We start from the raw sequence: 26,783 nt of genomic DNA on the forward strand, positions 1-26,783 counted from the left end.
TTTACCTCCACTCTAATAGAAGCATTTCAGAACTAAATCCAGGACCAAGAGCTGTTAATAAACCGTATTCTTTACTAGGAATTTCTTTCTTCATAAAGCGGTCTAGCACATATAAAACGGTTGCCGAAGACATGTTTCCATGGTTTTTAAGTACATCTAGTGAATCAGCAATCATATTTTCTTTTAATGATAGCGTTGATACATATGCTTCAAGCACTTTTTTCCCTCCAGGATGAGCAACAAAATGTTTTAAATCCCGACTGGTCAAATTCTGAGTTTGTAAAAAAGACTCAACTTCTCCGCCTAACCACGAATCGATAATAGTGGGAATATCTTTTGAAAAGACAACAAATAACCCATCATTTTTAATCTCCCATCCCATTACGTCTTCGGAATTTGGCATAAGCGTCGATTGTGTATGTAAAATGTAAGGAAAGCTTTTTGAACGGGCAAAAGTGATATCTGCTTCGTCACCTGCGACTAAAGCAGCTGCTACTCCATCAGCAAATAAAGATGTACCGATTAAGTTGCTTTTTGAACGATCATTCCGCTGAAAAGTCAAACTGCACAGCTCAACGGATAATACAAGAACTTTAGCGTGCGGAAAGGCTTTGCAATATTCGTAAGCCCTTGAAAGTCCAGATGCTCCTCCGGCACACCCTAATCCCCATATAGGGATTCTTTTTGTATGGTCTGAAAACGCAAGCTTATTCATAATTCGAGCTTCAATGCTAGGCGTAGCTACACCGCTTGTTGAAACGTAAAAAATAGCATCAATTTCTCCACACGGCAAAGGGGTACTTACATAGTCTTTATTTGTTAAGCATTCTTCAATGGCTTTTGTACCTAATTCAACAGCACATTCTATAAAAGCATCATTTTTTTCTTCGAATGTATGATCTTCTTGAAACCAAGATAAGTCTTTGGCAAAATTACGTTTTTCAATTTGACCATTTTGAAAAACGGTCAGCAGACGATTAATATCTTTAAACGACTCGGAAAAAAGTTCTTTTGCAAATAGCAGCGTGTCTTGCTGAGTTAATTCATAGGGGGGAACTCCAAATCCAACTGAGATAATTTTTGGCATACACTTCACCTCTTTGATTGCGTTACATTTAACATTTGTAATAGCTGGGGATTTATTCAATTCTTTTTTAGTGGAATGGAGGTGAAACATAAAAAAACTTTCCTGTAACTCAGGAAAGTCTACGTTTTGAAGAAGTGTATGTTTGTTGTGCACTTTTATTATAGCGCAAATAATCTGAATGTACAGATACAATTTATGGATTGACGAAAATAAGTGCTTATTTTTTATGAAAAGAAAATGGACATATAGATTTCATCTACATATTCATTGTTGAAATAAGCTTGTTCTTTCATAACACCTTCTTGTTCAAATCCTACCTTTTTATACAATTCGTATGCCACTTTATTAGAAGCAAACACAGTTAAAGAAAGTTTATGAAGATTATTTTCTTTGCACCAGTTTAGCGTATAATTCATAAATTGTTTTCCTATTCCCATTCCCTGTGCTTTTGAAATAAGCCATGTACGGAAGAGCCCCGTGTGGCGCTTCATTTTAATTTCGCCTCTCAGAACACGTGCGATTCCAAGCACTTCACCTTCGACTTCAGCTACAACGTACATGTGATTGTTCTTTTCTACTGATGCAATAAAATCTTGCTCTTCTTGGACTGTGCGCGGCTCATCTTTTTGAATAAATTCCCCGGCCTCAATAATTTCTCTTACCGCTGTTGTAATATGCTCTGCATCACTTGCCTTTGCAGGGCGTATAGTGACTTCACGTCCGTCTTTTGCTTTAAATTTCACTATGTTTTTCTCTGCTGTAATCATCTATATCAACTCCTATATTTTTCACCATTCAGTACTACTATTTTGGTTCTAGCTTGCGTAATTTATCAGTGGTAAAGTTCTGCTTTTCATTTCATCTAACAAGCAATCATGTGCATTTGTTGTATTACCCACGCTTTAAACAAAGCTAAACCATTTTTGAAATATTTATTCTTGCACAGACATCCTAGAAATGCAATTAATTGCGTTAAAGAACTATTATTTCAAATTTTCTTTACAAAAGTGCATAAAAAAGGGGCTGGGACACAACGAAATCACTCCGACCTAAAGACGAACAAATGGGATTAATGAGCTAGAAGCAACGAAACGCATGAAAGCTACGTCCATCTTAACAATAAAAAAATACGAACTAACAACCAATAATTTTGATTATTAGTTGCTAGTTCGTATTTCACTTCGACTAAACTATTTTTGTCCTACTTTTTATTAAAGTCCCATTGAGATATATTTTACTTCTAAATAATCTTCAATGCCGTAATGACTTCCTTCACGTCCAAGACCACTTTCTTTAAAGCCGCCGAATGGAGCTTGAGCTGCAGATGGAGAGCCATCATTTACTCCTACAATGCCGTATTCTAATTCTTCAGATACAAACGTTGCTTCTTTGATGTTTTCTGTAAATACGTAAGCTGCTAAACCATAAGGGCTATTGTTTGCTCGTTCTACGGCTTCTTCTACTGTTTTGAATGTTGCTACAGGTGCCAATGGTCCAAACGTTTCTTCAAACATGCAATTCATGTCATCAGTTACATTTGTGATAATTGTCGGCTCCATAAAGAAACCGTTTTTAGTTGTTATAGCTTGTCCGCCAACTACAACTTTAGCTCCTTTACTTTTTGCATCCGCAATTTGTGCTTTTACTTTCTCAACCGCTTTGTCGTTAATTAGCGGTCCAACTTGTGTACCTTCTTCTAATCCGTTTCCTACTGTTAATTCCGCCGCTTTTGCTGCAAATTTTTTAACGAAAGCATCTGCAATGGATTCTTGTACGTATACACGGTTTGTGCAGATGCACGTTTGACCTGCGTTGACAAACTTAGAAGCAATTACGCCGTTTACAGCAGCGTCTAAATCTGCATTTTCTGTTACGATAAACGGTGCATGACCGCCTAATTCAAGCGATAATTTTTTCACAGTATCAGCAGCACCGCGCATTAGATGTTTACCAACCGCTGTTGAACCAGTAAATGTTAATTTTCGGATGCGTCCGTCTTTTTGCCATGTGTCGCCAATAGCTGCTGCATCTCCAGTAACAACATTGATCACACCTTTTGGAACGCCCGCTTCTTCTGCGAGTTCTACTAAACGAAATGCTGTAAATGGTGTTTCTTCAGATGGTTTTAAAACAATTGTACATCCTGCTGCAAGAGCTGGGGCCACTTTACGCGTAATCATGGCTGCAGGGAAGTTCCATGGCGTAATAGCTGCTACAACGCCAACAGGCTGTTTTTTAACCGTAATACGTTTATGCGTATGATGAGCTGGAATCGTTTCACCATATACACGCTTTCCTTCTTCAGCAAACCAAGCAATATAATCATTGCCATACTGCACTTCACCTTTTGCTTCTGCAAATGGTTTGCCTTGTTCCGTTGTCATAATTTCTGCTAGTTGATCTTTATGATTTTCAATAAGTTGATGCCATCTCATTAAAATAGCACTGCGCTCTTGAGCGGTTCTTTTCGACCATGTTTTAAAAGCTGTCGCTGCTGCATCAGCGGCAAGTGCTGCTTCCTTTGAGCCTGCCTTGGGAATTTGTCCTATAACTTCTTTTGTTGCTGGATTAATCACATCAATTTTCTCTTCTGTTGTTGTCCATTCACCGTTAATATATAGTTTGTTTGGATACATCATTCATCCTCCTAGTTGTGTGAATTTCTTTGCGCTGTGTTAACTACACTATATACACTAGCATCTTCGTTGATTTATGAGAACTTCCCTTCTATACTATGGGTATAACAAAAGGTTATAGGTGATAAATATGAAAACAGAATGGCTTGAGTCTTTTATTGAAACAGCCAAAACAAAAAGCTTAAGCAAAGCAAGCGAACAGCTGCATATGACGCAGCCCGCGCTCAGTAAGCAAATGAGAAAACTAGAAGAAGATTTAGGAGTAACATTATTTATTCGCTCCGCTACAGGAGTAGAATTAACCTCAGCAGGTGAAATTCTTTTACAAGAAGGTGAATCCATACTATCAAGCGTTCATGCTCTTCAAAAAAAATTAGTGTCTACGCAAGAAGCTTGTGATTTAACTATCGGAACGTGGCAAAGTATGGCTGCTTTTTACTTACCTTATCAACTGGCTTCTGCTAAAGACCACAATCGCCATATTGATATAAAAACCTCGCATCACTATTATGATTTGTTAGAGCAGTTAGAAAGCAATCAAATTGATGGAGCTTTATTTGATGATCGAGAGATTCAACATACTTACTGGTCAAAATTATTATTCAAAGAAGACTTTTATTTATTTGTGAATGATCAGCACCCGTTAGCCGAAAAAGAAAGCGTATCATTTGAAGATTTCAAAGAAGAACCCATTGTAGTTCTCCCTCCAGGGTGCGATGTTCGGACACTAGTAGAAAAAGCGTACAATCGTCATAACTTAAAAATGTCCATTGCCAATGAAATTGAATTTGCTCAAAGTATTATGGGATTTATTTCAGCTAATTTAGGTATTTCAATTCTCCCTGAAATTTTTATGCGCCATTTACAAAGCTCAAACATTAAAGCATTGCCTATTACAGACTTCAAATTCAAAAGAGAAATTTCATTAGTGGCAAAAAATCCTGACGTGGGGAAAATGCTTTATACACTGTTTTTCAAAACACGATCTTAATAGGAAAGACGACCAAATTAAGCCTAAGTTCCCCATAACAATGAAAAGATCCGAACGATTAATCGTTCGGATCTTCTTCAACTAACATACTTTTGTGCCAGCCTCTTTTTATTTCGATATTGCTTCATTTGTTAACTTTGTTTCTGCAACTTGCGCACGTGGTGATTTCATCATATTAAAGACAATATTTAAAAAGATTGCTGTAAAACTCCCCATCACAATACCGCTTCCAGTGAGAACTTGAAGACTCTCTGGTAAGTTTTTGAAGAGTTCAGGTACAACCGTCACCCCTAGACCCATACCAACCGAACATGCAATTACAAGAAGGTTTTCTTGTTTTGCTAAATCAACTTGACTAAGGATTTTTATACCTGAAGAGATGACCATCCCAAACATGGCTACCATAGCTCCTCCAAGTACAGAGCTCGGGATAACTGTCGTCACGGCTGCGATTTTAGGTAGAAAGCCCAAAATGATTAAAATTCCACTCGCTGCAAATACAACATTTCTTGTGCGAACACCTGACAACTGTAAAAGTCCTACATTTTGAGAATACGCTGTATAAGGAAATGCGTTAAAAAATCCGCCTAATAAAATCGCCAATCCTTCTGCACGATAGCCTTTAGATAAATCTTTTTCATCCACTTCTTTTTTACAAATATCACTAACGGCAAAATAAACGCCTGTGGACTCGACAATGCCAACAAGTAAAACAAGGAACATTGTCAGGATGGCCGTAATATTAAACGTTGGCATCCCAAAGTAAAACACGTGAGGCATATGAATCCACGCTTCTTCTTTTACGCCGGAAAAATCGACTTTTCCCATAAAAGACGCTGAAATCGTTCCAACAACCAATCCTAATAACACAGAGACGGAGCGCATAAATCCTTTTGTAAATCGATACAGAACAATAATTAATAGCAAAACGCCAAAACCTAAACCTAAATTGCTCAAGCTGCCAAAATCTTTACTTCCTTCTCCTCCAGCTAAATCTTTAATCGCTACAGGAATTAACGTAATTCCAATAATCGTTACAACCGAACCCGTAACTAAAGGAGGGAAAAACTTAACCAATTTACCTAGAAAAGCAGAAAGAAGGACAATGAGTAAACCGGCGACGATAATAGAACCATATATGGAGGAAACGCCGTAAGAACCTCCAATTGAAATCATAGGTCCTACGGCAGTAAACGTACACCCTAATACAACTGGAAGACCAATACCGAAAAAACGATTTTTCCATACTTGCAGTAACGTTGCCACACCGCACATAAATAAGTCAATCGCCACTAAATACGTAAGCTGCTGCTGAGTCAAGCCAATGGCTCCTCCAACAATAAGAGGGACAACAATCGCACCTCCGTACATAGCTAAAACATGCTGTAAACCAAGTGAAAAGACTTTTCCTTTATTCATATTAAACCTCCACTGTTGGTTTATCTTCAGCAAATGTAACTTTACCATTTGATAAAGACTGAATGCGCGCTAATGATTCTACTTTAACGCCTGATTTACGAATTTGTTTTCCTCCATCTTGGAACGCTTTTTCAATAACAATACCAATGCCGCCTACTTTAGCACCTGCTTTTTGCACGATATCCATCAAGCCGAATGCAGCTTGGCCGTTTGCTAAAAAGTCATCAATAATTAAAATCACGTCATCTTCTCGAATAAATTTATCAGCAACTGAAATTTCATTTTCTTCTTTTTTTGTAAATGAATATACTTTTGATGTAATGAGTCCGTCTTGAAGTGTTAAAGATTTTCTTTTTCTGGCAAACACCATCTCAACGTTTAGCTTCAATGCAGTCATAATCGCTGGAGCAATTCCTGATGATTCAATCGTTAAAATCTTCGTAATTCCTGCATTTTCAAAGCGCGAAGCAAATTCTTCTCCAATTTCTTTCATCAGTACAGGATCCATTTGGTGGTTTAAAAATGTGTCTACTTTTAAAACCGTGTCCGATAATACGATTCCATCTGTTAAAATTTTGTTTTGCAAAGCTTTCATAGTTCGTTCCTCCAACGTTTGTATTAAAAAAGCTCAAAAACATAGCTGCACTCGTATATGAGTAGAGCAATGTTTTTGAGCTTTTACGCACAAAAGTGAAAAACAAACTTCATCGCTCACCCATAGTCAAACTATTTACGGTAGTTTGGTAGATACTTACGAGCCTTATTCTCGTCATTATATGAGTGCGTTATTGAGTTACTTGTATTATATCAGCAAATCTTTTATTTGAAAATATCTAAAAAAGATATTTTCGAACATTTACTTGCAATACAAAACATAATATTCGGTTATAGCACTTTTTATACGTGATAAATTTGTCCGTATTTCTCTTCTAGATATTGAATTAAATAATCTACATTTAGCCCTTCACCCGTCACATCGTTTAAAATTTCAAGAGGTTTTTTCATTTTTCCGTACTGGTGAATATGTTCTGTTAACCAATTTGTAATCGGCGAAATTTCTCCTTTTTCCAAGAGTTCATCATAATTAGGCAAGTCTTTTAACATGGTATGCTTAAACTGCGCTGCGTACATATAGCCCAGAGCATAGGAAGGGAAGTACCCAAAGCTTCCTCCGGCCCAGTGTACGTCCTGAAGCACGCCTTCTCCATCGTGACTTGGACGAACCCCTAAATATTCTTCGTATTTCTCATTCCAAATTTCCGGTAAATCCTCAACTTTATACTCCCCGTTTATTAATCCTTTTTCAATTTCGTAACGAATCATAATATGAAGAGGATACGTTAACTCATCTGCTTCAATACGAATAAGAGACGGTTTTGCTTCATTTACTCCTCGGTAAAAATCTTCTAAACCTACATCGTCAAACTGTTCCGGCGCATGCTTTTTTAGTACGTCGTAATGATGCTGCCAAAATGCTTTATTTTTCCCGACAAACTGCTCAAAAAACAGCGACTGTGATTCATGAATTCCCATTGAAGTACCTTCACATAGAACCGTGCCAACAAGATCCTTTGAAATATTCTGCTCATATAAAGCATGGCCACATTCGTGAATCGTGCCAAAAATAGCCGTTCGGAAATCGTTTTCGGCATATTTAGTTGTGATGCGCACATCTCCCGGATTTAAGCCAGTAGCAAAAGGATGGACGGTTTCATCAAGTCGCCCCGCTTCAAAATCATAGCCGAGTGTTTTTAACACGTCTAGACTAAATTGCTTTTGCGCTTCTTTTGGGAAAGTACGGAATAAAAATTCCGTATTGGGCTTTGTATTTGACCCGGCGATTCGCTGAACAAGAGGCACAATATGCTCCCGCAGCTTTCCAAATACCTCGTCTAAGATTTCAACCGTCATTCCCGGTTCAAAAAGGTCTAATAAACGGTTATATTTGTTTCCTTCATACCCCCAATACTCCACAAACTTCTGATTAAACGCTACAATTTTTTCAAGGTACGGTTGAAATAAAGCAAAATCTGCTTTTTCTTTTGCTTCTTCCCAAATTGACTCCGCTTTTGAAGTTAACGTAACGTATTCTTTATATTCGTGCGGAGGAATCTTTTTATTTAAGTCATATTCTTTTTTACACTCTTCCACTGCTTTTTTCGTAATATCGTTTATGTAAGGCTGTGACTCAGGGTTCGTTAATTTCTCAATAAAACCTGCCATTTCATTAGAAACGGAAAGATTGAACGCTTCTGATGACATCATGCCAATCACTTCAGAACGCTGATCCGCCCCTTTTTTTGGAGCGCCCGTTCTCAAATCCCAGTACATCACTCCGATTGCCTCGTGATAACTTTTGATTTTATTCATGTATTCATAAAACTGTTTCTCAATTTTCTGTATGTCTTCTCTCATTGTTTTTCCTCCTTACTTTCCTTATTTCACCATAAATTATTTTATCATAATAGTAACGGTGTGTATATAACTGAAAATTCAATCTATTGGACATATAAAAAAGCGCGGCTGCCACCGCGCTTTTTTATACGTTTTCTATTTTCGTTGGAACATTTTGTTCAATGATTGAACGCACTTTTGAATCTGTGCTTTTTGGCATAAAGATCGTGATTAGACCCTTATCATTATGAGAGCGAATCAGCCTTCCAACTCCTTGCTTTAAGCGAAGAAGCATATACGGCATATCTGCATCCCAAAATGGATCGACTACTTGATTGCGCTTTGCTTCAAAGACCGGATCATTTGGCGGATACGGCAGAGACCAAATAATTACATTCGATAACGAAGGTCCAGGAATATCCAACCCTTCCCACAAATGAACAGCGCATAAAATCGTTTCTTCTTCTCTTTGGAACTGAGATACTAATTTACTGATTTCTTGATCGCCCTCAAATAAAAATGTGTACTGATCTAACTCTTTGGAAACTTCTTTGAACATCTCTAGTTCTTCTTTGCTGTTAAACAATAAAAGTGCTCGTCCGTTCGTTTTTTCGAGCTGAGCAACAGCAAAGGCGAATTTTTCAGCAAACGCTTCTTCTTGATCATCGGAAACATCTTTCACCGCAATTTTCATTTGCTCATCATAATCAAATGGCGATTCAACGGAAAAAGAAAGCGGCTTTGCAATGCCTAAGCTATATGCTAAATAATCGAACGATTGGTTATCTGAAAGAGTGGCAGAAGTGAAAATATACGGTATTTTCTTCGCAAATACTCGTTCTTTTAAGACGTCTTTTACTGCTTGCGGCATAATAACCAACGTCAGCTGCCAGTTGTTTTCTTCCACCCAGTAGATGGCATTTTCGTTGTCCATAAATAAGCGCAGCGAATAATCAATTTGATCTAGGTACTCATCTACAATTCGCAGCGTATATTCATCTACTGTATAGGTCTCACTCTCAAACACAAGCTCGTTTCCGATATGTTCAAGCAGCGATAAAAGTTCTTTTCCTACACTTTGTAATCCGTTTGTTCGGGCTACTTCTTTACGGCTAGAACCAACGATTTCTGTGCTTGCTTCACTTAAACGGTCAAAGAACATTGCATACACATCAATAGCGTGCTCGATCTTCACAGCAAATTCTTCTCGCACGTCATTTTCTAATAGACGCGTTAACAAGTTTTCTAACGTATCTTCTTGAATGCGATACGTTAGAGCCTTTTGTGCAGCAAATTCCAGCAGGTGACCTTCATCAAATACAACACAGCTGCTTTCAGGAAGAAGCGGAAGCTGTCCTTCACGCTTGCGGGCTTCATATGTCCAAATGTGCTCCATGTAAAAATCGTGAGAGCAAATAATTAAGTCATGTGCTTTTCTATAGTGCTCGCGTGAAAGCGTTAAGCCACATCTATGACGCTGCTCACAGGAAGAGCAATCTTGAAACGTATCCCAGTTAATTTGATTCCATTCCTCATCCGTTAAATGAGGATATTCTTTACGGTCTCCGTAGTGATAGAACGACTGCATACCACTATGATCATGAACAAAATCAGGAAGCGTATCGTAAATTTCTTCAATGTTTTCATTATCTGTTCGTGCTGTCACAGCATCTAATTTCTTTAAACACAGATACTGATCTTGAGATTTTGCTAGGCGAACATCCATGTTAATATCTAAAATACCAGAGAGCTTGGCAATGTCTCCTTCGGCTTTTACTAACTGTTCAATTAATGTTTCATCCGCACAGGCAATAATAGCCGGCTTGCCAATATACCTTGCATAACAAATAGCGTACAGTAAATACACAATGGTTTTCCCTGTTCCTACACCTGCTTCTGCAAAGATTACATTTTTTTCTTTAAAAGCTCGTTCGATTTGAAAAGCCATAAAAATTTGTTCATCCCGAAGTTCTAATCCTGCGTCTGGAAGATGATCATAAAAAACATCACCTATCCATTCATTTAATTTATCAAAAAAGTTTTCATCCCGCTCAATTGTAAAAGGCAACCGCTCTCTCATCATCGATACTGACTCCTTTATTTATGTAAATATCTATCAATAAAAATTAGCTTCACTTCTTTTTATCTAGTAAATTTCTCATGTAAGCAAAACTTAATTATTGACTACTTTATCTAAAATGTCAATAAAAAGAGCTGAACATAAAAAAGGTTCTGTCTGTAAGGACAGAACCTTTTTGTATAAAAGCTGGGTGTATAGAACGCAAACGGAATAAGTGCTATTAAAAAATTAATTACAGCGGAATTTGGAATCCGTGGACTGAGACAATAAAAAGGCCGCTTCATACTCGGCTTTTGCTTGTTCCAGCTGAGTAAGCGTCTCTCCGCTAACTTCTATTCCCTGCTGCATTAAATGATAGCTGTTTTCCAACGCTTGCCGAATCATAGTGAACTGCGTGTTTCTATCCATTTATAAACATCCTCTCTCTGTAGTGCTTACTATAAAAGTGAATACTATCATTCTATACACCAGCTGTTTATTTTATTCTCAAAACCAGCATCTCTGGCTTAATAAATGGATTCTTTCATTTAAGAAAATAATCGAACTTATTAAAATATTTTAATCCTCACTTGACATATAGGAATAATATATTTTAAAATTACTTACAGATTCAATCACTCAAAACTACATACTACAGGCTTACCGGTCAACCGATAGCCTCTAATTGCCAGATACACGTACAATCCGTCTGTGCAATTAGAGGCTTTTATTTTTTAAAAGCCTGCTGAGAGGAGAAAAAAATGGCAGAACTGCAGTTGCAGCATGTGTATAAAAAATACGGAAAAGATAGTCTTGCAGTTGATAATTTTAATCTTCATATTCAAGACAAAGAATTTATTGTATTTGTAGGACCTTCAGGGTGCGGCAAATCCACTACCCTTCGCATGATCGCCGGCCTTGAATCGATAACAGAAGGAGAATTGCTTATTAATGGAGATCGTGCAAACGCTTTACCTTCTAAGGACCGGGATATTGCAATGGTGTTTCAAAACTACGCGCTTTACCCTCATTTAACGGTTTACGACAACATGGCATTTGGCTTGCAGCTCCGCAAAGTCCCAAAACAAGAAATTGATGAGCGCGTTCGTGAAGCGGCTCGTATTTTGGACTTAGAACCCTATTTAAAACGCAAGCCAAAAGCATTATCAGGAGGTCAGCGTCAGCGAGTGGCTTTAGGAAGAGCGATTGTACGGAATGCCCAAATTTTTTTAATGGATGAGCCTTTGTCTAACCTTGATGCGAAGCTTCGCGTACAAATGCGTGCTGAAATCAGTAAGCTTCATCAGAGGCTGCAGACGACCATTATTTATGTAACCCACGATCAAACAGAAGCCATGACGATGGCAAGCAGAATCGTAGTTATGAAAGACGGAAAAATTCAGCAAATAGGTTCACCTATGCAAGTGTATAATGCTCCAGAGAATACGTTTGTAGCCAGTTTTATAGGCTCACCGGGAATGAACTTTTTCACAGGAAAAGTAGTGAACAGCAAACTGTACATCAGTGAACATGAGTTTCAACTGACAGAAAATCAAATGCATTCGTTACATGAAAAAGGCTACAATAATCAATTCATTACTGTAGGAATTCGACCCGAGCATATTACGCGTGCCTTTTCTGATGCTCCTCATATTTCATTACCGGTAGATGTGTCTGAGTTATTAGGAGCAGAGTACATACTATACAGCAGTTTAGGAGAGCAGCTCTTTGTGGCTAAAATCCCTGGGGATGAACATATTCAAGTTCATCAGCACTTTCCGTTTCATTTTCAAATGAATCATGCTCATTTCTTTGACCAAGCATCTACCAATCGTATCAAAATTGACCAATAACTATCTAAAAAGAATTCTATAAATGGGGGAACTAAAATGAAAAAATTATTAATTCTGTTAGCAATGCTCACCGTGATCATCGCCGGCTGCGGCAAAAACAGTTCAACAAGCGGCGACAGCAGCGATTCTTCAAAAAAAGTAACCATTAACTTTACGCATTGGCGAGGAGAAGATACGAAAGCCTTTGATTCTATCATTGAGCAATTTGAAAAGAAAAACCCAAATATTCATGTAGAGATGACCGTCTTTCCTTCGGATTCATATCAATCACAAATTCAAGGATCTCTACTATCTGGAGAAGGCATCGATGTATTTGCTAGTTTTCCAGGAAGTCAATTTGAAACGATTCGCAAAGCAAACGGTTTTGCAAAGCTGGACGACCAAAACTTACTCAGCAAATTTGACGAAAAGCTAATCCAAGCGGGTAAAGCGGATAATACGCAATATGCTCTTCCTTATCAGCTAGTCTATAACATCCCTGTCTATAACAAAGGCATTTTTGAAAAACTAAATTTAGATGTTCCTAAAGACTGGAATAGCTTTTTAAAAACAGCTGAAACATTAAAGAAAAATGGTTACACGCCGATTTTATTTTCAGGAGACGTAAGTCCTTCTCAATTTATTAACCCAATGATTATGAATAACGAACCTACAAATAACGCCCTTCACGAAGTAGAAACGGGCAAGCGCAAGCTAACTGATGAATGGTTTATCAAAACCCTATCTCAAATTAAAGAATTAAATGATAAAGGTTACTTCCAAAAAGATGCTCTTGGTACGAAAAAAGAAAGTGCTGCAGCACTTTTTGCTCAGGAAAAAGGCGCAATGCTTGCTCAAGGTTCTTATATGATGGCTACAGTCAAACAGCAAAATCCAAAGATTGATCAAGGTTTGCTTGCACCGATTACAGTGGATCAAGATAAAGCCAAATACGAAGGTGTTCATACCACAACATTCTTATTAGGTGTTGCTGAAAAATCAAAACACAAAGAAGCTGCTAAGAAATTTTTAACTTTCCTTGCAGATTCAAAGATTTCTTCTGAGTATGCAAATGCTACTGGCCAGTTATTAACGGTCAAAGACGTGAAATATGATTCACCTGAACTCAAAGAAAGCGCAAAGTGGAAAGACAAAAAAACGGTCTTCCAACCTCGATTTACCATTTTAAATGAGCGCGTATCAAAAGCTGTTGAAACATCTGTACAGGACGTACTATCCGGTATGTCAGCGAAAAAAGCTGCTGAAAAAGCACAAGGAGAGGTAGAACGTGTCGCTAAAAACTAATACGTCTATTCAAGAGGAAGAAAAGAGAACCCCTTCGTTCTCTTTTCCTCTCTTTTCATTTAAAAATATCTCTAAAAGCAGGCATCTATGGTTGTTTTTGCTTCCTGGTTTTGTCATATATACGGTTTTCTTTGCATTGCCAACGCTTTCTGCTTTATTTTTAAGTACAACTGATTGGAATGGATTGTCTTCTCAGTTCTCATTTGTAGGGTTTCAAAACTTCAAAGAAATTTTAACAAACGATGCTATTTTTACACAGTCGCTTACAAACAACTTAAAGTTCACAATTGGCGTGCTGATCTTTCAAACGTTATTGAGCTTAGGCTTTGCACTCTTACTTTATAGAAATTCTGCATGGAATACATTTTATCGCTCACTCTTTTTTGTACCGACGATTATTTCGTCCGTGTCGATTGCGTTCACGTGGAACTTTATGTATGACCCCAACATTGGAGGAGTTAACCTATTTTTAAGTAAAATAGGCCTTGAGCATTGGACACAGTCTTGGATTGGAAATGGACATATCGCCATTTATAGCTTGGCTTTTGTACAATTTTGGGCACATACTGGTCAAATGCTTATTATTTTTGTAGCTGGAATTCAAGCTATTCCCAGTGAGTTATATGAAGCTGCTAGTATTGATGGAGCAACACGATGGCAAAAATTCAAGCGCATTACGTGGCCTCTTTTAGCTCCAGCTACGACAATGGTTGTGGCTTATACGACCATACAAAGCTTTAAAGCATTTGATTTAATCATTGCAATGACAAATGGAGGTCCCTCCAACTCAACTGAAATTCTTTCGACACTTCTTTATCACGAAGCTTTTATTAATTTTCGTTTTGGCTATGCCTCTGCCATTTCCGTTGTATTTATGATTGTGATTGCTCTTTTAACGTTTCTTCAATTTCGCGTACTTCGCCTGACCAAAATGTAAAAGGAGATTCTTTTATGAAACAAAATCCATTCAGACATCTGATTTTAGGGATATACGGTTTAATCATTCTGTTGCCCTTAAGCTTGGTTTTATTAACAACCTTTAAAACAACGCCTGAACTTTACAGCAACCCAATTGGATTACCAGCAGGCTGGAATATTGAAAATTATAAACAGCTGCTCGTCAATGAACCCATCTTTGGCTATATTAAAAACAGCGTGATTGTTACCGTCTTTAGCACGTTTTTTATTCTATGGTTTTCAAGCATGATTGCTTACGCTATTATTCAGCTACCTCAAAAGCTTGGATGGATTGTATACGGCTTTTTTGTTTGCGGAATGATTGTCCCTACTCAAGTCAATATGATTCCTGTCTTTTTGCTGATGAATAAGCTTGGACTGGTCAATACGCTAACAGGGGTCATTATCGTCTCCATAAGTTTTTTGCTTCCTATCGGTGTGTTTATTATAACGGGGTTTATGAAAACTTTGCCAAAGGAACTATTCGAAGCCGCTCGCATGGACGGGGCGTCAGAGTGGAAAATATATTCAAAAATCGCTCTTCGACTCTCCATACCTTCAATGGCTACAGTAGGAATTTTTTCGTTTGTGATCGTGTGGAATGATCTGTTATTCCCTTTGCTATTATTAAAATCTAAAGAAGTAAAAACGCTGCCTATTGCATTATTGGACTTTCAAGGGGAATTTCTAACCAATTACCCTATGCTGTTTTCAGCAGTCGTTCTTTCTTCTATTCCATTATTGATTGCGTACGTGTTTTTGCAAAAGCATTTCATTTCAGGAATGACCTCTGGGGCATTAAAATAGCAGGCAAGAAAATCACGCTTCCCTGCCTGCCCCTTTATTCTATAGGATTATTTTTCAAAGCACGCTGAGGTTTCGGTTTCTCTACTATTAGGTGTTGGTAAACGTACATTAAAGCAGCTTTTAACAGAAAGATACCTAGCAAATGGTACTCTTTAAATGTGCCTACCCTAAAAAGCTTTGCACGGCTCATAGCTCGTTGAAAAGGATAAACAAAAAATGTATCTACGATTGCATTTAATAACATATACCTTCCAAAATGGCCATATGTGAACTTTTTAATCCATAAAGAATCTGCTAAAAATGGACCTAAAAGTAAAGCAGCTTCACCTGTTAAATATGGATGAGGAGGATTAGGGAATATCCACCACTTCTTTTTTTCAGCAATATAGCTTTCAACCATAATTAAAAAGGAAATAAACATAGTAGATGATAAATAGCGCTTAATATGCTGTCGTCCTATAAAAGGGATGGTTAACCATGAAAGAAGCATCATCCCGCCAAAAACCCGTGCTGATCGATTTTTTCTCATTTTATCACCTCTTAGGTTTTAGTATGAGATTTCCCTTTCGTAAATATGTTAGAAATAAGCTAATCATTTCTCGTTTTAAGCCTGCTATTGAAAAGAAATGAATACATATATTGCCCTGCTACTCGCCCATACTATAAAAAAACATAATGGGGTGAGTACATGCATGATTATTATGACGGACTATATAAATACCTGCTTAATGCTACGTTCTGGTTTATTTTATTAATTGTCGTGCTCGGGATAGGCATGTTTGGAATGCTAGCTTATCGCGGTTTAAAAAAGAAATAACGTAAAAAAGCCAAGCTGTTTTTACACCGCTTGGCTTTTTGTATTTATTGATCGTTGCGTGGAGGACGAGGTCCCCAGTACTGATAGTAGTCTGTTTTAATAAATCCGTTAAATAATTTGCGTTTTTTCGTCGCTTTTAAAGGATTTATGAGAAAAAAATTACCTACAATCCATATTACTTTCCGAATATTTTCTTCCATTATAATATGGACATTTCAGGAAGTAAAGAGGTTTATTTTTAACTTACTGTAGACATGATATGAACTTCTAATAGTCCACTCTTATTGTAATTAACATTAGAAACCTTCCATGTATCACTGTACATAGTGAATTCTGTATCTATATCAAATTTTTCACGATTAAATTTGTTGTCTTGAATCTTTATCACGAACCTATTGTCCACTATATTAACTGCTTGATCTGTAGTTACTGTTAATGAACGTTTATCTACAATTGCATACACATGTTCAATTCCAGTTATTTGTTCTTTGTATACTGGTTTTCCTGTGTATGGATCAGTTCCAATTAATACTTGTTCAACTTTAGGAAACTCAATATCACCATTACAATTCCTCATAACAACTTTATACTTTCCACCACGCTTTTCTAATGCTTCACTGGTTACCAGATATTTATTAGCATTCCACTCTATTAGTGAACCTCGGCTAATTAATTCAGGTGAATGTATATAACGCTCTTCAAATTCCCCAATCGACTTATTAGTAATTAATACTTTATCTGCAATACCATTAACTATTACTGATTGACCTGTTTCGTTAATAAGAAATGATAAATCTTCATCTTGGAAATCAAATAAATTAAACATATCCTCACCCCTTAATTACTAAACAGCATGAAGAAGTTACCACTGTCTTTGGTATCATCATCTTGCATAACTCTGATTTTACGTTCTAAGTCATGGATACGTGTGATTAGATTATTGTGGAAATATGATACAGAGGTATCATCAATAGTGTAGTTCTTCATAGTTTGAGGGTTATTAGCAATACCTTCTAGTATAGATAATGCTGATCTGTAGATATTACGTTTAGATGTAGATGATGTAGCGTTGTATTCATCATGTGGCTGCATTCCATTTTCTAATAGGTAGATAATTAATTCATTCTGCTCAATTTTAATGCCTTTCGTTTCCATTTCTAAGCGTTGTAAATTAGTAATCATATAAACACTCCTTTTCTTATAAAAAAGACACCCGATGAAGGATGTCTTGAATTAGTTTTTATATTCTACGTAAGCACCGCCAGCAACATTTTTCTGACCATCTTCGTATATGTTATGCGGAATAATCCCGACTATCTTTACTTCCATATCTGGATTATCCTTTAAATCTTTGTAGAAATCTTGATACTTATCACGCTGAAAATAAACATTCCAGCCACTTACTTTTGTATCAAAGGGGATAACGCTGACTGAAAAATATTTATCTTCATCATAGAATCCGTAGTTATAATAATCGTCTACTTGAGCATTTCCCTCAATCTTAAATAATTTATCTATATTTGCAGATTCATTATTTTCTACATCAGATACATCCAAATCAACAGGAGTTTCCTTTAAGAAATCTTCCGCAGAAACAGTATTCGTAACAGTGTATTGTTTTAATTGTGTAACATCTGTAGAACTACATGATGCGAGTACTAATATACTAATGCATATAAAAAAAAGAAACCCACATTTCTTCATAGCAAACGCCTTTCTTAGTTAAATATTAAGGAGTTCCCCACTACAAAGAGAACTCCTTAATTCTATATTATCCGTGATAGTGGTATACATTTCCTGAAAAGTCATTGAGCACTATGTAGTTACCACAACTAGCACATTCAACTCTTAATTCATCAACCGTTGCTTCTACTTCATCAATATCGTCAACATTTCTATCATAATCCAATCTGACTTCACTGATTCGGAAATTACTTTCTAAATCCCTTACACTAGCATGATTACCTACTGTTTTAGGCGTTAATTCAGTTATCTTATCGCAATTTTCACAAATAACTTGTAGTTTCATTTTCTCTCCCCCCTTTCTTAATCACTAAGATTCGACAGAAAGAGGTAAATCCCTACTTCAAAATACCTAAAATGGTAATTTTTTCAGTGGGTGTGTAAAAGGATATGCTATGGCGACTTATCTTTAAAAAGGGGTATCGCATTATGAATAATGATGCATATACACTCTCTATAATCCAAATGGAATATGCATTCCATTCCACAATTGGTTCCGATAAGATGCATTATGTAAACTAATAGTTAATAAAATACTATTTGAACCCTTGATATTACAACGTTTCAATGTACAGTATATTACCTTGACACTAATACACATCATTTCTAACCCTTCTCAAGATTTATGCAATATACCTCACGAGTATTGATATAACAGCATTTCTAACTGTATATTACCTCTAACACCAAACTTTTACCCTTTGCTACACATTACATACATTTGATTGAATACGATGAATAAAACAATGCATAAACAATAGCCAGAGATAACTTATTAAAAAAAATTTCAAAAAGTGAGTTTCATCTTGTGACTCTCTTTCTTATTATTAATATATCCTACTAGGTAACATGAACGTGCAAGACAACATAATACTATCTAACATAATCCCCATCATATCAGCATTCTTATTAAATCCTACACGCTAACCACTACCTTTATTTACCTAATTATCACAATACCACTTATGCAGTATCTTTATTGGTCACATTATCTCCCTTATTACTCTGGCTATTATCCGCTTTACTGCCATCACCATTTACCGTATTTACTTCTTTATCCTTTTCACTATTTAGGCGCTTTAGTTCCTGTTTAGCATTAGCAGTATAAGGAGATTGTTCCAACATGGATTCCTGACTAATACCTTTTATCTCTCTTAGGGTTTTAAGGTTATTTATGATTTCCCCTTCATTTTGTGGCATAGCATAATGGAACACCATATCAAGCGACTCATACACATCATCACTAAACACATCACCAACATAAGACAACAAAGTACGAATCTTCTCATGACGTTCTTCGATACCATCACGCATAAATGATTCATTCAATCCTGCCTTCAACTCAGCCAATGAATACAGTAACTTAATAGATACTTCACTAAGATTAGATATATCTGTCTTATTCATTGATACAGCAGGTGTACTACTTACATCTAATAAGGATTGCAGTAAGGTCTTATACACTGATTCAAATGCTTCTGTATCAACTTCCCCTGTGACAAATTTAAAATCACCGTCCAAATCTAGACGAACACCGCCACCTACTATATTCTTGTCTATGCCTTCACCTTTCAAATCTTGACCAATTACTACAGGAATAGGATTATGGAACTTATGTACACTGTCTGTAAACTTACTAATTAAATCTTCCATATTGTCCAAAATAGTAATGTAATCTTCTAAATCTGAACGTCCTTCAATATCGCTCAATTCATTATTATCATTACGATATACAACAGGTAGCCCACTTAAATTAACCTTACGACTAACTAAATGATGTTCGCCACCTTCATTATTGTATTGCTCCACATACTCATTAGAATAAACCGTATAGTATGAGATATTGTCATGTACATATGCTTCAATGAAGCCAATAAGCGTATTCTCATGATTATAGATTGGATATCCTTCACTTGGATCAATGATATATGATTTAACTGTGTCTCCATCTAAATAAAGATACTCATACACCTCACCAAACTTAGCAACCTTTTCAAGTATCTTCTTGTTTAATCGATTGTACTTTGCTTGCTTATTGACCTTCTGGAATGCTTCTACTACTTTCTTATCACCTGTCAAACTAACTGGATTTTTCAATAAAAATGAGGATTGAAAGTTGAGGATTGTTTTAGCATATTGGAGAATAATCTTCTTTGGTTCAATATCTTTACCATTGTACTTATATGACGGTAGATAGTTAATCTTATGGTCGCCATTTAGATACTCTTTTAAATTATTTACTTTATGTATTCTTTCTTGATGCTGATACTTTTCAACTTCTTCAACAAACCAATTGGGTTCGCCTTCATAATAGGTGTTTGCGTATTCCTGTAAATTCATTGTTTCAACTCCTTATCAGATTTCTACATAATAGATATTACGTTTCATTGCTTGAATAGCCATTGCTGTAGCAATTACTAAATCATCATGTAGACCATCACCTTTCTTATTACCCATCTTGCCACCGTTGTCTTCATATATCTTCATTTCTTCCAACAACGTAATACATTCAAGGTTGATAAATCCTAATTCAAATTGTTCTTTAAAATCTTCGATAGCAACAGGTTTAGATACATTAGTTGTTTGGAATCCAAACTGTGACCTTTGTTTACCTTGCTCATTAAATAAACGTTGTCTATATAGATTCATATAGCCATGATCTTTACGCATTTTCTCCAATACAGGTAATCCATAACTATTACGCTCAACACAAGTGAACGCATAGTTGTAGAATCTACATAACTCATTCATTAACTCTGCAAACTCATATGTAGGAATATCATTTGAATACCATGAGCACATCTGTTGCCCATCACTATCAAAGATTACACATGTTGAGTTATCACCCTTAACTCCTGCTGCAACGTCAATTCCTGCATAATTTCTTATTTTTTCTTTCGGTAACTTAAAAATGAATAGGTTTTTATTGAGATGTTTTTGAAGTTTAAGAGGTATTTGTTGCTTTGCTTCTTTCGTAGACATAGGAGGTAATGCATGTTGTATACGCTCTAAAATCTTACCCATATCAAATATGCTTTGATGTGTAGTCAAGAATGCTTCCTCTGGATTACTCGGAAACTCTTGTTTGAACTTATCCAATGAGTTTAATTCTATATAATGTCTTCTAAACATTAACTGTTTAAATGACGCTCCTTGCTGTTCATGTAGATATAGTTCATCTAACTCTAATTCATTCTTACTTAAACGCCTTCCACCATTATGTGATTTATACCATGCTTCTGCTTCATCAAATTGATGCTTAAATTGTTTATGATATGCTTCTGCTAGCCAACTATAGAAATGTGCTTTCCATACTGATTCCTTACTTCTAAATGCTTTGGTAAACATTTTTTGATACTCATTTAAACCATTGGCTGTGGATTCAATAATAATTGCTGAATCTGGATTTTTTGCTAGTGCAGGTATAGCAGCACCAATAATTTCTGCTTGCTTACTCTCTGGATAGAAAGCCATTTCCGAGAAGTGAATTAATTGAAATGTATTACCACGAAAACTGTCTTCCCCTTGTGCTGTAGCCACTACAATACGACTCCCATTATCTAATGACAATTCATCCCTGTTGTTTATTTCAATGCCTGGAAAAATGCCTTCATCTACGAAATCTTTATGCGGTAACGATCTATACATTTTCTTTAACTTAGTGAACAATGATTTTGTAACGTTATTATGGTGAGTAACGATTATGTATGATGTGTTGGGCTTAGTACACGCTAGATAAAGCATGTACGCCAATGAGAAGGTTGTGAATCCAATTTGACGCCCCTTTAGGATAATATTAAATTTCTGTTTATCATTCAAAAACTGTTCTTGTTCTGCATTTAATATGAATGGTATTGAATTATTTTCGTTATCAATTATCTCAATGAAATTCTTCGAAAATAACCGAAAGTCACCGAGAATCTTTTTAAGTCCGCGAAACATGCTATTACCCCTTTCTAAAAAAGAAAAAGACACCCCAAAGGATGTCTTAATCAAGAATTAATTTTCTACTAGGTTTTGTCTCTTCTTCTTTTATCGTAGGTTTGAATACCTCATTTGCATCCTTGGCACTTTCATTAATTTCTTTATGTAATTTAAGGAAATTATTCACATCCTCACCTTGCTTGGCTTTCTCTAATACTGCTTGATATACCTCATGTAAGTCATTAGTTGTTTGAGTACCTAACATAAGCAATAACAACGCCTTATATTCATTCGACTTCTCCCACTTGATGAAACCATTCATTGTCTTACGTTCAACAACTTTCAAAAACTCTTCTTCTGTCTTCTTAGGTGCATTACGGTCAAATCCTATATCATGCTTCCATTTAAAATACTGGGCTTTCTTATCCTCTACCTGTTTCAATGCGTCATAAATATTCATACCAATTTACCTTCCTTCATCATATTAAGCAATACTTTTTCACGCTCATTTTGCGCTTGCTCTTGTGCTCTCCATTGTTTACGGCTTTCAGTCATATCTTCAATGATCTCTTGTAATTTAGTCATACCTTTTTGAACTTGATTAATAGTGTCTTTCATGATTAAATATCTCCCATTCTGATTAAATTTTGGTGTAACTTGCAGTATTCTTGTAAACCAACGCAAAACTGATTAAATTAGGAATACCGTCTTTTGAGTCCGTATTTGTGATGTTTTCATCTTTTACATATTCAAACTTGTTTCTTAATTGGAATTGTCGTTCTGGAAGGGCTATTTCAAAGTCGAACAATTTTTGTATTTCTTGGAGGTTAAGTTGTGTGGTTAAATTCCCATGAGGATCTAACTTTATTTTGGAGTATGTATTGTACTTCTGTTTTAGATCTTTAAATTCTTTTACTGTTGTATTGTTGAGTAAATCAATTAATTGAGGAAAGCCCATCATATCCAGATAGGCGTTGTGAGTAGATTTAAAATAAGGGCTATAGTGTCCGAGGTATGCTGAATCAATGGACATTAACAGTAATTGACCTTCTCTAGTTTTGGGAAGAGGAAGGTCATAAAAAGACCATGCTGTGAGGGCTGCTGAACCTGCGTACTTTTTCGTGTAGTTTTCTCTGGAAACTTTTAAGAGGGCATTTATATTGGCTGTTTTGGGGTTGACTGTATCATCTTTCTTAATTCGCACAACATGATTGCACCATGATCTCCCTTTAACAAGGGCCAAGTCACATCCAATTGGCTTCCTCTTATCGCTCCTATCTGCTACGTACAGTTCATTGAAATTATAAAAGTAATTAATATCATTTGATTTTACATGCTTCTCTATCGCACAAGTCATTAATGAATCTAAATCATCTGTTAATATGGTACTATATTTGCTCTTTTCATAATCCGCACACCAATCTGGAAACAGGGTTTTAAGTTTATTTTTCATAATAGAAGCGAATTGGTACGCTCCCTGCTCCATTCAAGTACAGTCGATTAATAAAAAAATCTCCTTGAAGCCCATAATAGGCATACAAGGAGACACTACACATTATTCACTTTTGCACACATCCTTCTGATTAAGTTTTATTATCAATATATTTCTTATACTGATTGATTAAGTTGTCGTTCATTTCTCTTTGACCACTTTCATATCGTGAAATCAAACTTTGGCTACATCCTATAGCACTAGCAATCTCACTCATTGTTATCTTTGCTTTTTTACGTTTAAGGAAATATATTTCTCTCTCTGTTATCATCCTCCCTCACGCTCCTTTTGATTAAAGTTAAAAAATAAGAAGACACCGCACTAGGCAAATGTCTTCTCATTGGAATTATGTAGTTATTTCACTGTTACTACAGCAAATGCTTTCTTAGAGCCAAATTTCAATGTAGATTCAGCGATAACTTGACCTTTAACATTATCACCAGTTTTAGCAAGTGGTTCAAAATGTGGTTCACGTAGATGGACAATATCAAGATAAGCGTCATTGAATACAATCATTTTATCAGCAGGAGTGTGTTTAGAGAGGACGAATTGAACTTTACCGTAGTTAGTATTTATTTCGTTTACCAACAGCCCGAAAGAAGTTGTTACGTGGTTATAACCGTAGCGATCTTTGTAGATTTCATCAATTTGTTCTTTAATATCAGCATTAACAAATGCATAATGGTTTCCTGCGCCCAAGTTTTGTTCCCATAGGTTACGCATTACTTTCTTAACATCTGCTTCTGTGACTGCGCTTGTTGCTTCTACAGCATTTGTAGGGTCAGCAAATTCAAGTAAACCTGATAATTGACGCTTATAAGGTGCTGTAGAACCATCTGCTTTTACACCAATGATAAATTTCTTTTCCATGTTGATTTTAAGTTCAAGTAAACGGTCTGCAACTTCTTCAGCGAATTGACCAGATTTCATTGCCACTGCTGTACCAGAGATTTGTGCGCCTTTCTTAAAGATTTCTAAGATGTTGCTTAATTCTGCTCTTGCAGTTTCAAAGAATTGGATATCGTCTGAACCCTCAACTGCTGATAAATCACTAGTAGAGTCAATTGTTTTCTCACGCCATGTATAGACCGTGCTAAGTGCTTTTTCGACATTACCCTTTGCCATTAACATAGAAGTTAAAGGAGTTTCCATTACACCAATCTTTGCGATTTCATTTGCTAATGATACTTGCTCTAATTTCGTGAAGTTACTAGATTTAAACATGTTTTCATTTCTCCATTCTTTTTTATAATTTTTTTATTTTAACTGCCATAAAGACAGGTGTTACTTAAATAAGTTTGCTAGTTTTGTACCAATCATGCCTTTTGTATCGCCTTTTTGTGCATACTGTGAATATTCGTCAGTTTGCTTATGGTTCTCTGGCTTATACGATAATTCTTTCTTCACATTATCTTGAATCTTTTTAACCAGACCTTGAAATGCTTCAATTTCTTCTTGATCGTTAATAAATTCAGCAAAATCACTTAGACCTGCTTTTTCAATAGCAAATTCTAACTTTTCCTTTTCAAATGCTTCTCTATCTTGTTGTGCCTTTACTTCTTCTTCTGTTAATTCTTTAGGTTTATATTGAAGAAGTTCATCACGCTCTGCCAAAATAGCGTCATATTCTGCCTTTGCTATTGTTTCAACATTTTCTTGTTGCTGTTGTTGTTTATTTTCTTCCATCTAAATCACTCCTAAATTTTAATCGGTATATTTCCCCTTGTGAGGATAGGTTTTTCATTATGAGTACCTTTGAACTCAAAAACGATTTCTGTTTCATCTTCTGGAAGTACATAGTCATAAAAATAGACACCTACATCTACTTTGTTGGTGTCATTAATACTAATCTGATCAATTTGATTTTTGTTTATATCATAAGTAGTTAATTTAATATCTGTTGGATTGACTGCAAAATCATTAAAATCTCTAAATTTAACTTGTAAGCGTACTGTATCGCCACCGTAAGCCATTAAACCACCTCCACACTTGACCTATTTTCAATTACATATGATATTGTATCGTTTAGATTATTAGCACTTTCTGTGCTGTTTACTTTGAATGAACATACGGAATTATTTGTCCATAAGTCATAATTAGAATAATGGTTTTTATAGAAAGAAACTCCTACAATTTGCACGGGCTTCTGATTACTAATAAAATTAATAATTCCTTGGATTTTATCTACACTAGATACATTAACCCTCTTAACCTTTGCTTTACGCTTAATTGTAGAATAAATAGGGCTAATATCAGACGAAATATTTACATATATGCTTCTAACACTTCTATTTTCCTGTGTAGATATTGAATGCAATTCAGATATAAAACCATTACCAAACCTTTTAACGTTCCTTACAATGTAATTTGAAGCATAGATATTTAAGGATGTTCTCGGCTGTCTTCGGCTAGTTCTAACTGTGCTCGACTGTGCAAGAATGGTTTCGACTGTGCTTAGTAATTTTACGGCTACCTTCTGTATAACATTGTGGTCAAATACTCTTAATGCAGGATAAGAGCCATCTTCTGCAAACCATATAGTTTCCTTGTCATAAGCATAGAAGTATGAAGAAGTTTGCATTTGACTTGTCGTATATCCTGTTGCTCCAATACCACTTTCACCGTCTATCGTACATCCACTTGTTGTTTTATCGTAAAAACATGCATAGACATATGTTCTTGCTGAACCTGTATTTGAGTTAACATATCCTATGAACCCTTTGGCTGGCGTTGTGTTATTCTTAGAAGTTCCCAAAGAGTAACATTGTCTATATGAACTCCCAGTAGAATCACGCCCTGCAAATCCACCTGTGTACTTCATATATGTAGAGTTAGTTGTAGTTCCTTTTACAGTTACATTAGTCCAACAATCTTCCACTAATGAGGATTGAGTACCACCGATTAAACCACCAACAATATATACCGTTGAAGTTACTTTCCCTGTTGCATAACATTGTTGAATTGTTGAACCTGAGCCAACATAACTAGCCAATGCACCAGTGTACATTCCACCTGTTATATCTACGTTCTCTAGCCCTACATTCTTAACAATAGCACCATTCAAATAAGAAAATAACGCTATATAGTTAATCGTCTTGTTGATTTTAAGATTTATAATTTTGTAACCTTTACCATTAAAAGTTCCTGTAAAGGATTGATCTGCAACTAAAGACGTTCCACCAATGGGAGTGAAATTAAATCCTGTTGCGTCAATATCGCCTTTTAATTCATAGTTGGCTGCTAAATCATTCTGTACATTCTGCAAATCCTGTATATTCTCAATGATATAAGGACTTTCAACTGTACCTAGCCCTAACATA

Annotated in this window: 29 protein-coding genes and 1 riboswitch; of the genes, 6 read left to right on the forward strand and 23 right to left on the reverse strand. The window is 36.0% G+C overall.

What is annotated here, in order from left to right:
- Position 1 precedes the first annotated feature (1 nt).
- The 3 genes from ACXAE4_RS20455 to ACXAE4_RS20465 form a co-directional block, all read right to left on the reverse strand.
- Entirely contained in the window at positions 2-1,087 is a 1,086-nt protein-coding gene (locus tag ACXAE4_RS20455) for a type III polyketide synthase (RefSeq protein ID WP_289578836.1), read from the reverse strand.
- A 224-nt stretch (positions 1,088-1,311) separates the two neighbouring features.
- Complete coding sequence (locus ACXAE4_RS20460; RefSeq protein ID WP_028414038.1) at positions 1,312-1,854, reverse strand: GNAT family N-acetyltransferase; 543 nt, start codon at positions 1,852-1,854, stop codon at positions 1,312-1,314.
- A gap of 444 nt (positions 1,855-2,298) precedes the next feature.
- Positions 2,299-3,723, reverse strand: coding sequence for an NAD-dependent succinate-semialdehyde dehydrogenase (locus tag ACXAE4_RS20465; protein WP_098113455.1), 1,425 nt, complete (start codon positions 3,721-3,723; stop codon positions 2,299-2,301).
- A gap of 130 nt (positions 3,724-3,853) precedes the next feature.
- On the opposite strand from ACXAE4_RS20465, the gene ACXAE4_RS20470 reads away from it, so the two are divergent.
- Positions 3,854-4,714, forward strand: a complete 861-nt coding sequence (locus ACXAE4_RS20470; RefSeq protein WP_098113456.1) for a LysR family transcriptional regulator — start codon at positions 3,854-3,856, stop codon at positions 4,712-4,714.
- Between the two features lie 108 nt (positions 4,715-4,822).
- Here ACXAE4_RS20470 and ACXAE4_RS20475 read toward each other — a convergent pair whose 3' ends face one another.
- The 5 genes from ACXAE4_RS20475 to ACXAE4_RS20495 all read right to left on the reverse strand — a co-directional run bounded on the left by ACXAE4_RS20475 (position 4,823) and on the right by ACXAE4_RS20495 (position 11,015).
- Complete coding sequence (locus ACXAE4_RS20475) at positions 4,823-6,133, reverse strand: nucleobase:cation symporter-2 family protein (protein ID WP_098113457.1); 1,311 nt, start codon at positions 6,131-6,133, stop codon at positions 4,823-4,825.
- Position 6,134: 1 nt separating this feature from the next.
- Complete coding sequence (locus ACXAE4_RS20480) at positions 6,135-6,728, reverse strand: xanthine phosphoribosyltransferase (RefSeq protein WP_028414042.1); 594 nt, start codon at positions 6,726-6,728, stop codon at positions 6,135-6,137.
- A gap of 103 nt (positions 6,729-6,831) precedes the next feature.
- A riboswitch (purine riboswitch) is annotated at positions 6,832-6,933 on the reverse strand.
- A gap of 97 nt (positions 6,934-7,030) precedes the next feature.
- Positions 7,031-8,548 carry a carboxypeptidase M32 gene (locus ACXAE4_RS20485; RefSeq protein ID WP_028414043.1) on the reverse strand — a complete coding sequence of 506 codons (1,518 nt, stop codon included), beginning with the start codon at positions 8,546-8,548 and terminating at the stop codon, positions 7,031-7,033.
- Between the two features lie 124 nt (positions 8,549-8,672).
- Positions 8,673-10,610: an ATP-dependent DNA helicase gene (locus tag ACXAE4_RS20490; RefSeq protein WP_028414044.1), complete on the reverse strand. Its 1,938-nt coding sequence runs from the start codon at positions 10,608-10,610 to the stop codon at positions 8,673-8,675.
- A gap of 225 nt (positions 10,611-10,835) precedes the next feature.
- Positions 10,836-11,015 (reverse strand): hypothetical protein, encoded by a 180-nt coding sequence (locus ACXAE4_RS20495; protein ID WP_013056154.1) that lies wholly within the window; start codon positions 11,013-11,015, stop codon positions 10,836-10,838.
- Between the two features lie 332 nt (positions 11,016-11,347).
- Between ACXAE4_RS20495 and ACXAE4_RS20500 the strand changes: the two genes are divergently transcribed.
- The 4 genes from ACXAE4_RS20500 to ACXAE4_RS20515 are packed head-to-tail and all read left to right on the forward strand — an operon-like array spanning position 11,348 to position 15,487.
- Entirely contained in the window at positions 11,348-12,439 is a 1,092-nt protein-coding gene (locus tag ACXAE4_RS20500; protein ID WP_475236765.1) for an ABC transporter ATP-binding protein, read from the forward strand.
- A 36-nt stretch (positions 12,440-12,475) separates the two neighbouring features.
- The gene (locus ACXAE4_RS20505) at positions 12,476-13,723 is read left to right on the forward strand and encodes an ABC transporter substrate-binding protein (RefSeq protein WP_028414046.1); all 1,248 of its coding nucleotides are present in this window, start codon (positions 12,476-12,478) and stop codon (positions 13,721-13,723) included.
- Entirely contained in the window at positions 13,707-14,660 is a 954-nt protein-coding gene (locus ACXAE4_RS20510; RefSeq protein ID WP_028414047.1) for a carbohydrate ABC transporter permease, read from the forward strand. Before ACXAE4_RS20505 ends, ACXAE4_RS20510 begins: the two co-directional genes overlap by 17 nt.
- A gap of 14 nt (positions 14,661-14,674) precedes the next feature.
- Complete coding sequence (locus ACXAE4_RS20515) at positions 14,675-15,487, forward strand: carbohydrate ABC transporter permease (protein WP_033578442.1); 813 nt, start codon at positions 14,675-14,677, stop codon at positions 15,485-15,487.
- A 34-nt stretch (positions 15,488-15,521) separates the two neighbouring features.
- Here the strand turns inward: ACXAE4_RS20515 and ACXAE4_RS20520 are convergent, their stop codons facing one another.
- Positions 15,522-16,016, reverse strand: a complete 495-nt coding sequence (locus tag ACXAE4_RS20520) for a hypothetical protein (RefSeq protein ID WP_289578835.1) — start codon at positions 16,014-16,016, stop codon at positions 15,522-15,524.
- A 159-nt stretch (positions 16,017-16,175) separates the two neighbouring features.
- Here ACXAE4_RS20520 and ACXAE4_RS20525 point away from each other — a divergent pair, with 159 nt between their 5' ends.
- A complete protein-coding gene (locus ACXAE4_RS20525) occupies positions 16,176-16,304 on the forward strand; it encodes a hypothetical protein (protein WP_013056148.1) in 129 nt (42 codons plus the stop codon).
- 238 nt (positions 16,305-16,542) lie between these two features.
- On the opposite strand, the gene ACXAE4_RS20530 is transcribed toward ACXAE4_RS20525, so the two are convergent.
- The 14 genes from ACXAE4_RS20530 to ACXAE4_RS20595 form a co-directional block, all read right to left on the reverse strand.
- A complete protein-coding gene (locus ACXAE4_RS20530; protein WP_475236770.1) occupies positions 16,543-17,130 on the reverse strand; it encodes a hypothetical protein in 588 nt (195 codons plus the stop codon).
- Positions 17,131-17,141: 11 nt separating this feature from the next.
- Positions 17,142-17,486 carry a hypothetical protein gene (locus ACXAE4_RS20535; protein ID WP_475236772.1) on the reverse strand — a complete coding sequence of 115 codons (345 nt, stop codon included), beginning with the start codon at positions 17,484-17,486 and terminating at the stop codon, positions 17,142-17,144.
- Positions 17,487-17,537: 51 nt separating this feature from the next.
- Positions 17,538-18,008, reverse strand: coding sequence for a hypothetical protein (locus ACXAE4_RS20540; RefSeq protein WP_475236774.1), 471 nt, complete (start codon positions 18,006-18,008; stop codon positions 17,538-17,540).
- Positions 18,009-18,075: 67 nt separating this feature from the next.
- On the reverse strand, positions 18,076-18,333 hold the full coding sequence (locus ACXAE4_RS20545; RefSeq protein WP_475236777.1) for a hypothetical protein: 258 nt from the start codon (positions 18,331-18,333) through the stop codon (positions 18,076-18,078).
- Between the two features lie 677 nt (positions 18,334-19,010).
- Positions 19,011-20,387: a phage portal protein gene (locus ACXAE4_RS20550; RefSeq protein WP_475236779.1), complete on the reverse strand. Its 1,377-nt coding sequence runs from the start codon at positions 20,385-20,387 to the stop codon at positions 19,011-19,013.
- Positions 20,388-20,402: 15 nt separating this feature from the next.
- The gene (locus tag ACXAE4_RS20555) at positions 20,403-21,989 is read right to left on the reverse strand and encodes a terminase large subunit domain-containing protein (protein ID WP_475236781.1); all 1,587 of its coding nucleotides are present in this window, start codon (positions 21,987-21,989) and stop codon (positions 20,403-20,405) included.
- A gap of 46 nt (positions 21,990-22,035) precedes the next feature.
- Positions 22,036-22,431, reverse strand: coding sequence for a hypothetical protein (locus ACXAE4_RS20560; RefSeq protein WP_475236784.1), 396 nt, complete (start codon positions 22,429-22,431; stop codon positions 22,036-22,038).
- Entirely contained in the window at positions 22,428-22,589 is a 162-nt protein-coding gene (locus ACXAE4_RS20565; RefSeq protein WP_323617879.1) for a hypothetical protein, read from the reverse strand. Before ACXAE4_RS20565 ends, ACXAE4_RS20560 begins: the two co-directional genes overlap by 4 nt.
- Positions 22,590-22,611: 22 nt before the next feature.
- Complete coding sequence (locus ACXAE4_RS20570; RefSeq protein WP_475236787.1) at positions 22,612-23,457, reverse strand: hypothetical protein; 846 nt, start codon at positions 23,455-23,457, stop codon at positions 22,612-22,614.
- Between the two features lie 97 nt (positions 23,458-23,554).
- Entirely contained in the window at positions 23,555-23,734 is a 180-nt protein-coding gene (locus ACXAE4_RS20575; RefSeq protein WP_475236789.1) for a helix-turn-helix domain-containing protein, read from the reverse strand.
- Positions 23,735-23,817: 83 nt separating this feature from the next.
- Positions 23,818-24,687 (reverse strand): SU10 major capsid protein, encoded by an 870-nt coding sequence (locus tag ACXAE4_RS20580; RefSeq protein ID WP_475236791.1) that lies wholly within the window; start codon positions 24,685-24,687, stop codon positions 23,818-23,820.
- A 60-nt stretch (positions 24,688-24,747) separates the two neighbouring features.
- Complete coding sequence (locus ACXAE4_RS20585; RefSeq protein WP_475236793.1) at positions 24,748-25,149, reverse strand: hypothetical protein; 402 nt, start codon at positions 25,147-25,149, stop codon at positions 24,748-24,750.
- Positions 25,150-25,160: 11 nt separating this feature from the next.
- Complete coding sequence (locus ACXAE4_RS20590) at positions 25,161-25,436, reverse strand: hypothetical protein (RefSeq protein ID WP_475236795.1); 276 nt, start codon at positions 25,434-25,436, stop codon at positions 25,161-25,163.
- Positions 25,436-26,782, reverse strand: coding sequence for a ZmpA/ZmpB/ZmpC family metallo-endopeptidase-related protein (locus ACXAE4_RS20595; RefSeq protein WP_475236797.1), 1,347 nt, complete (start codon positions 26,780-26,782; stop codon positions 25,436-25,438). The genes ACXAE4_RS20590 and ACXAE4_RS20595 overlap by 1 nt, the downstream gene beginning before the upstream one ends.
- Position 26,783: the final 1 nt, after the last annotated feature.

This window comes from Priestia sp. ABM2_011 (assembly GCF_056158845.1).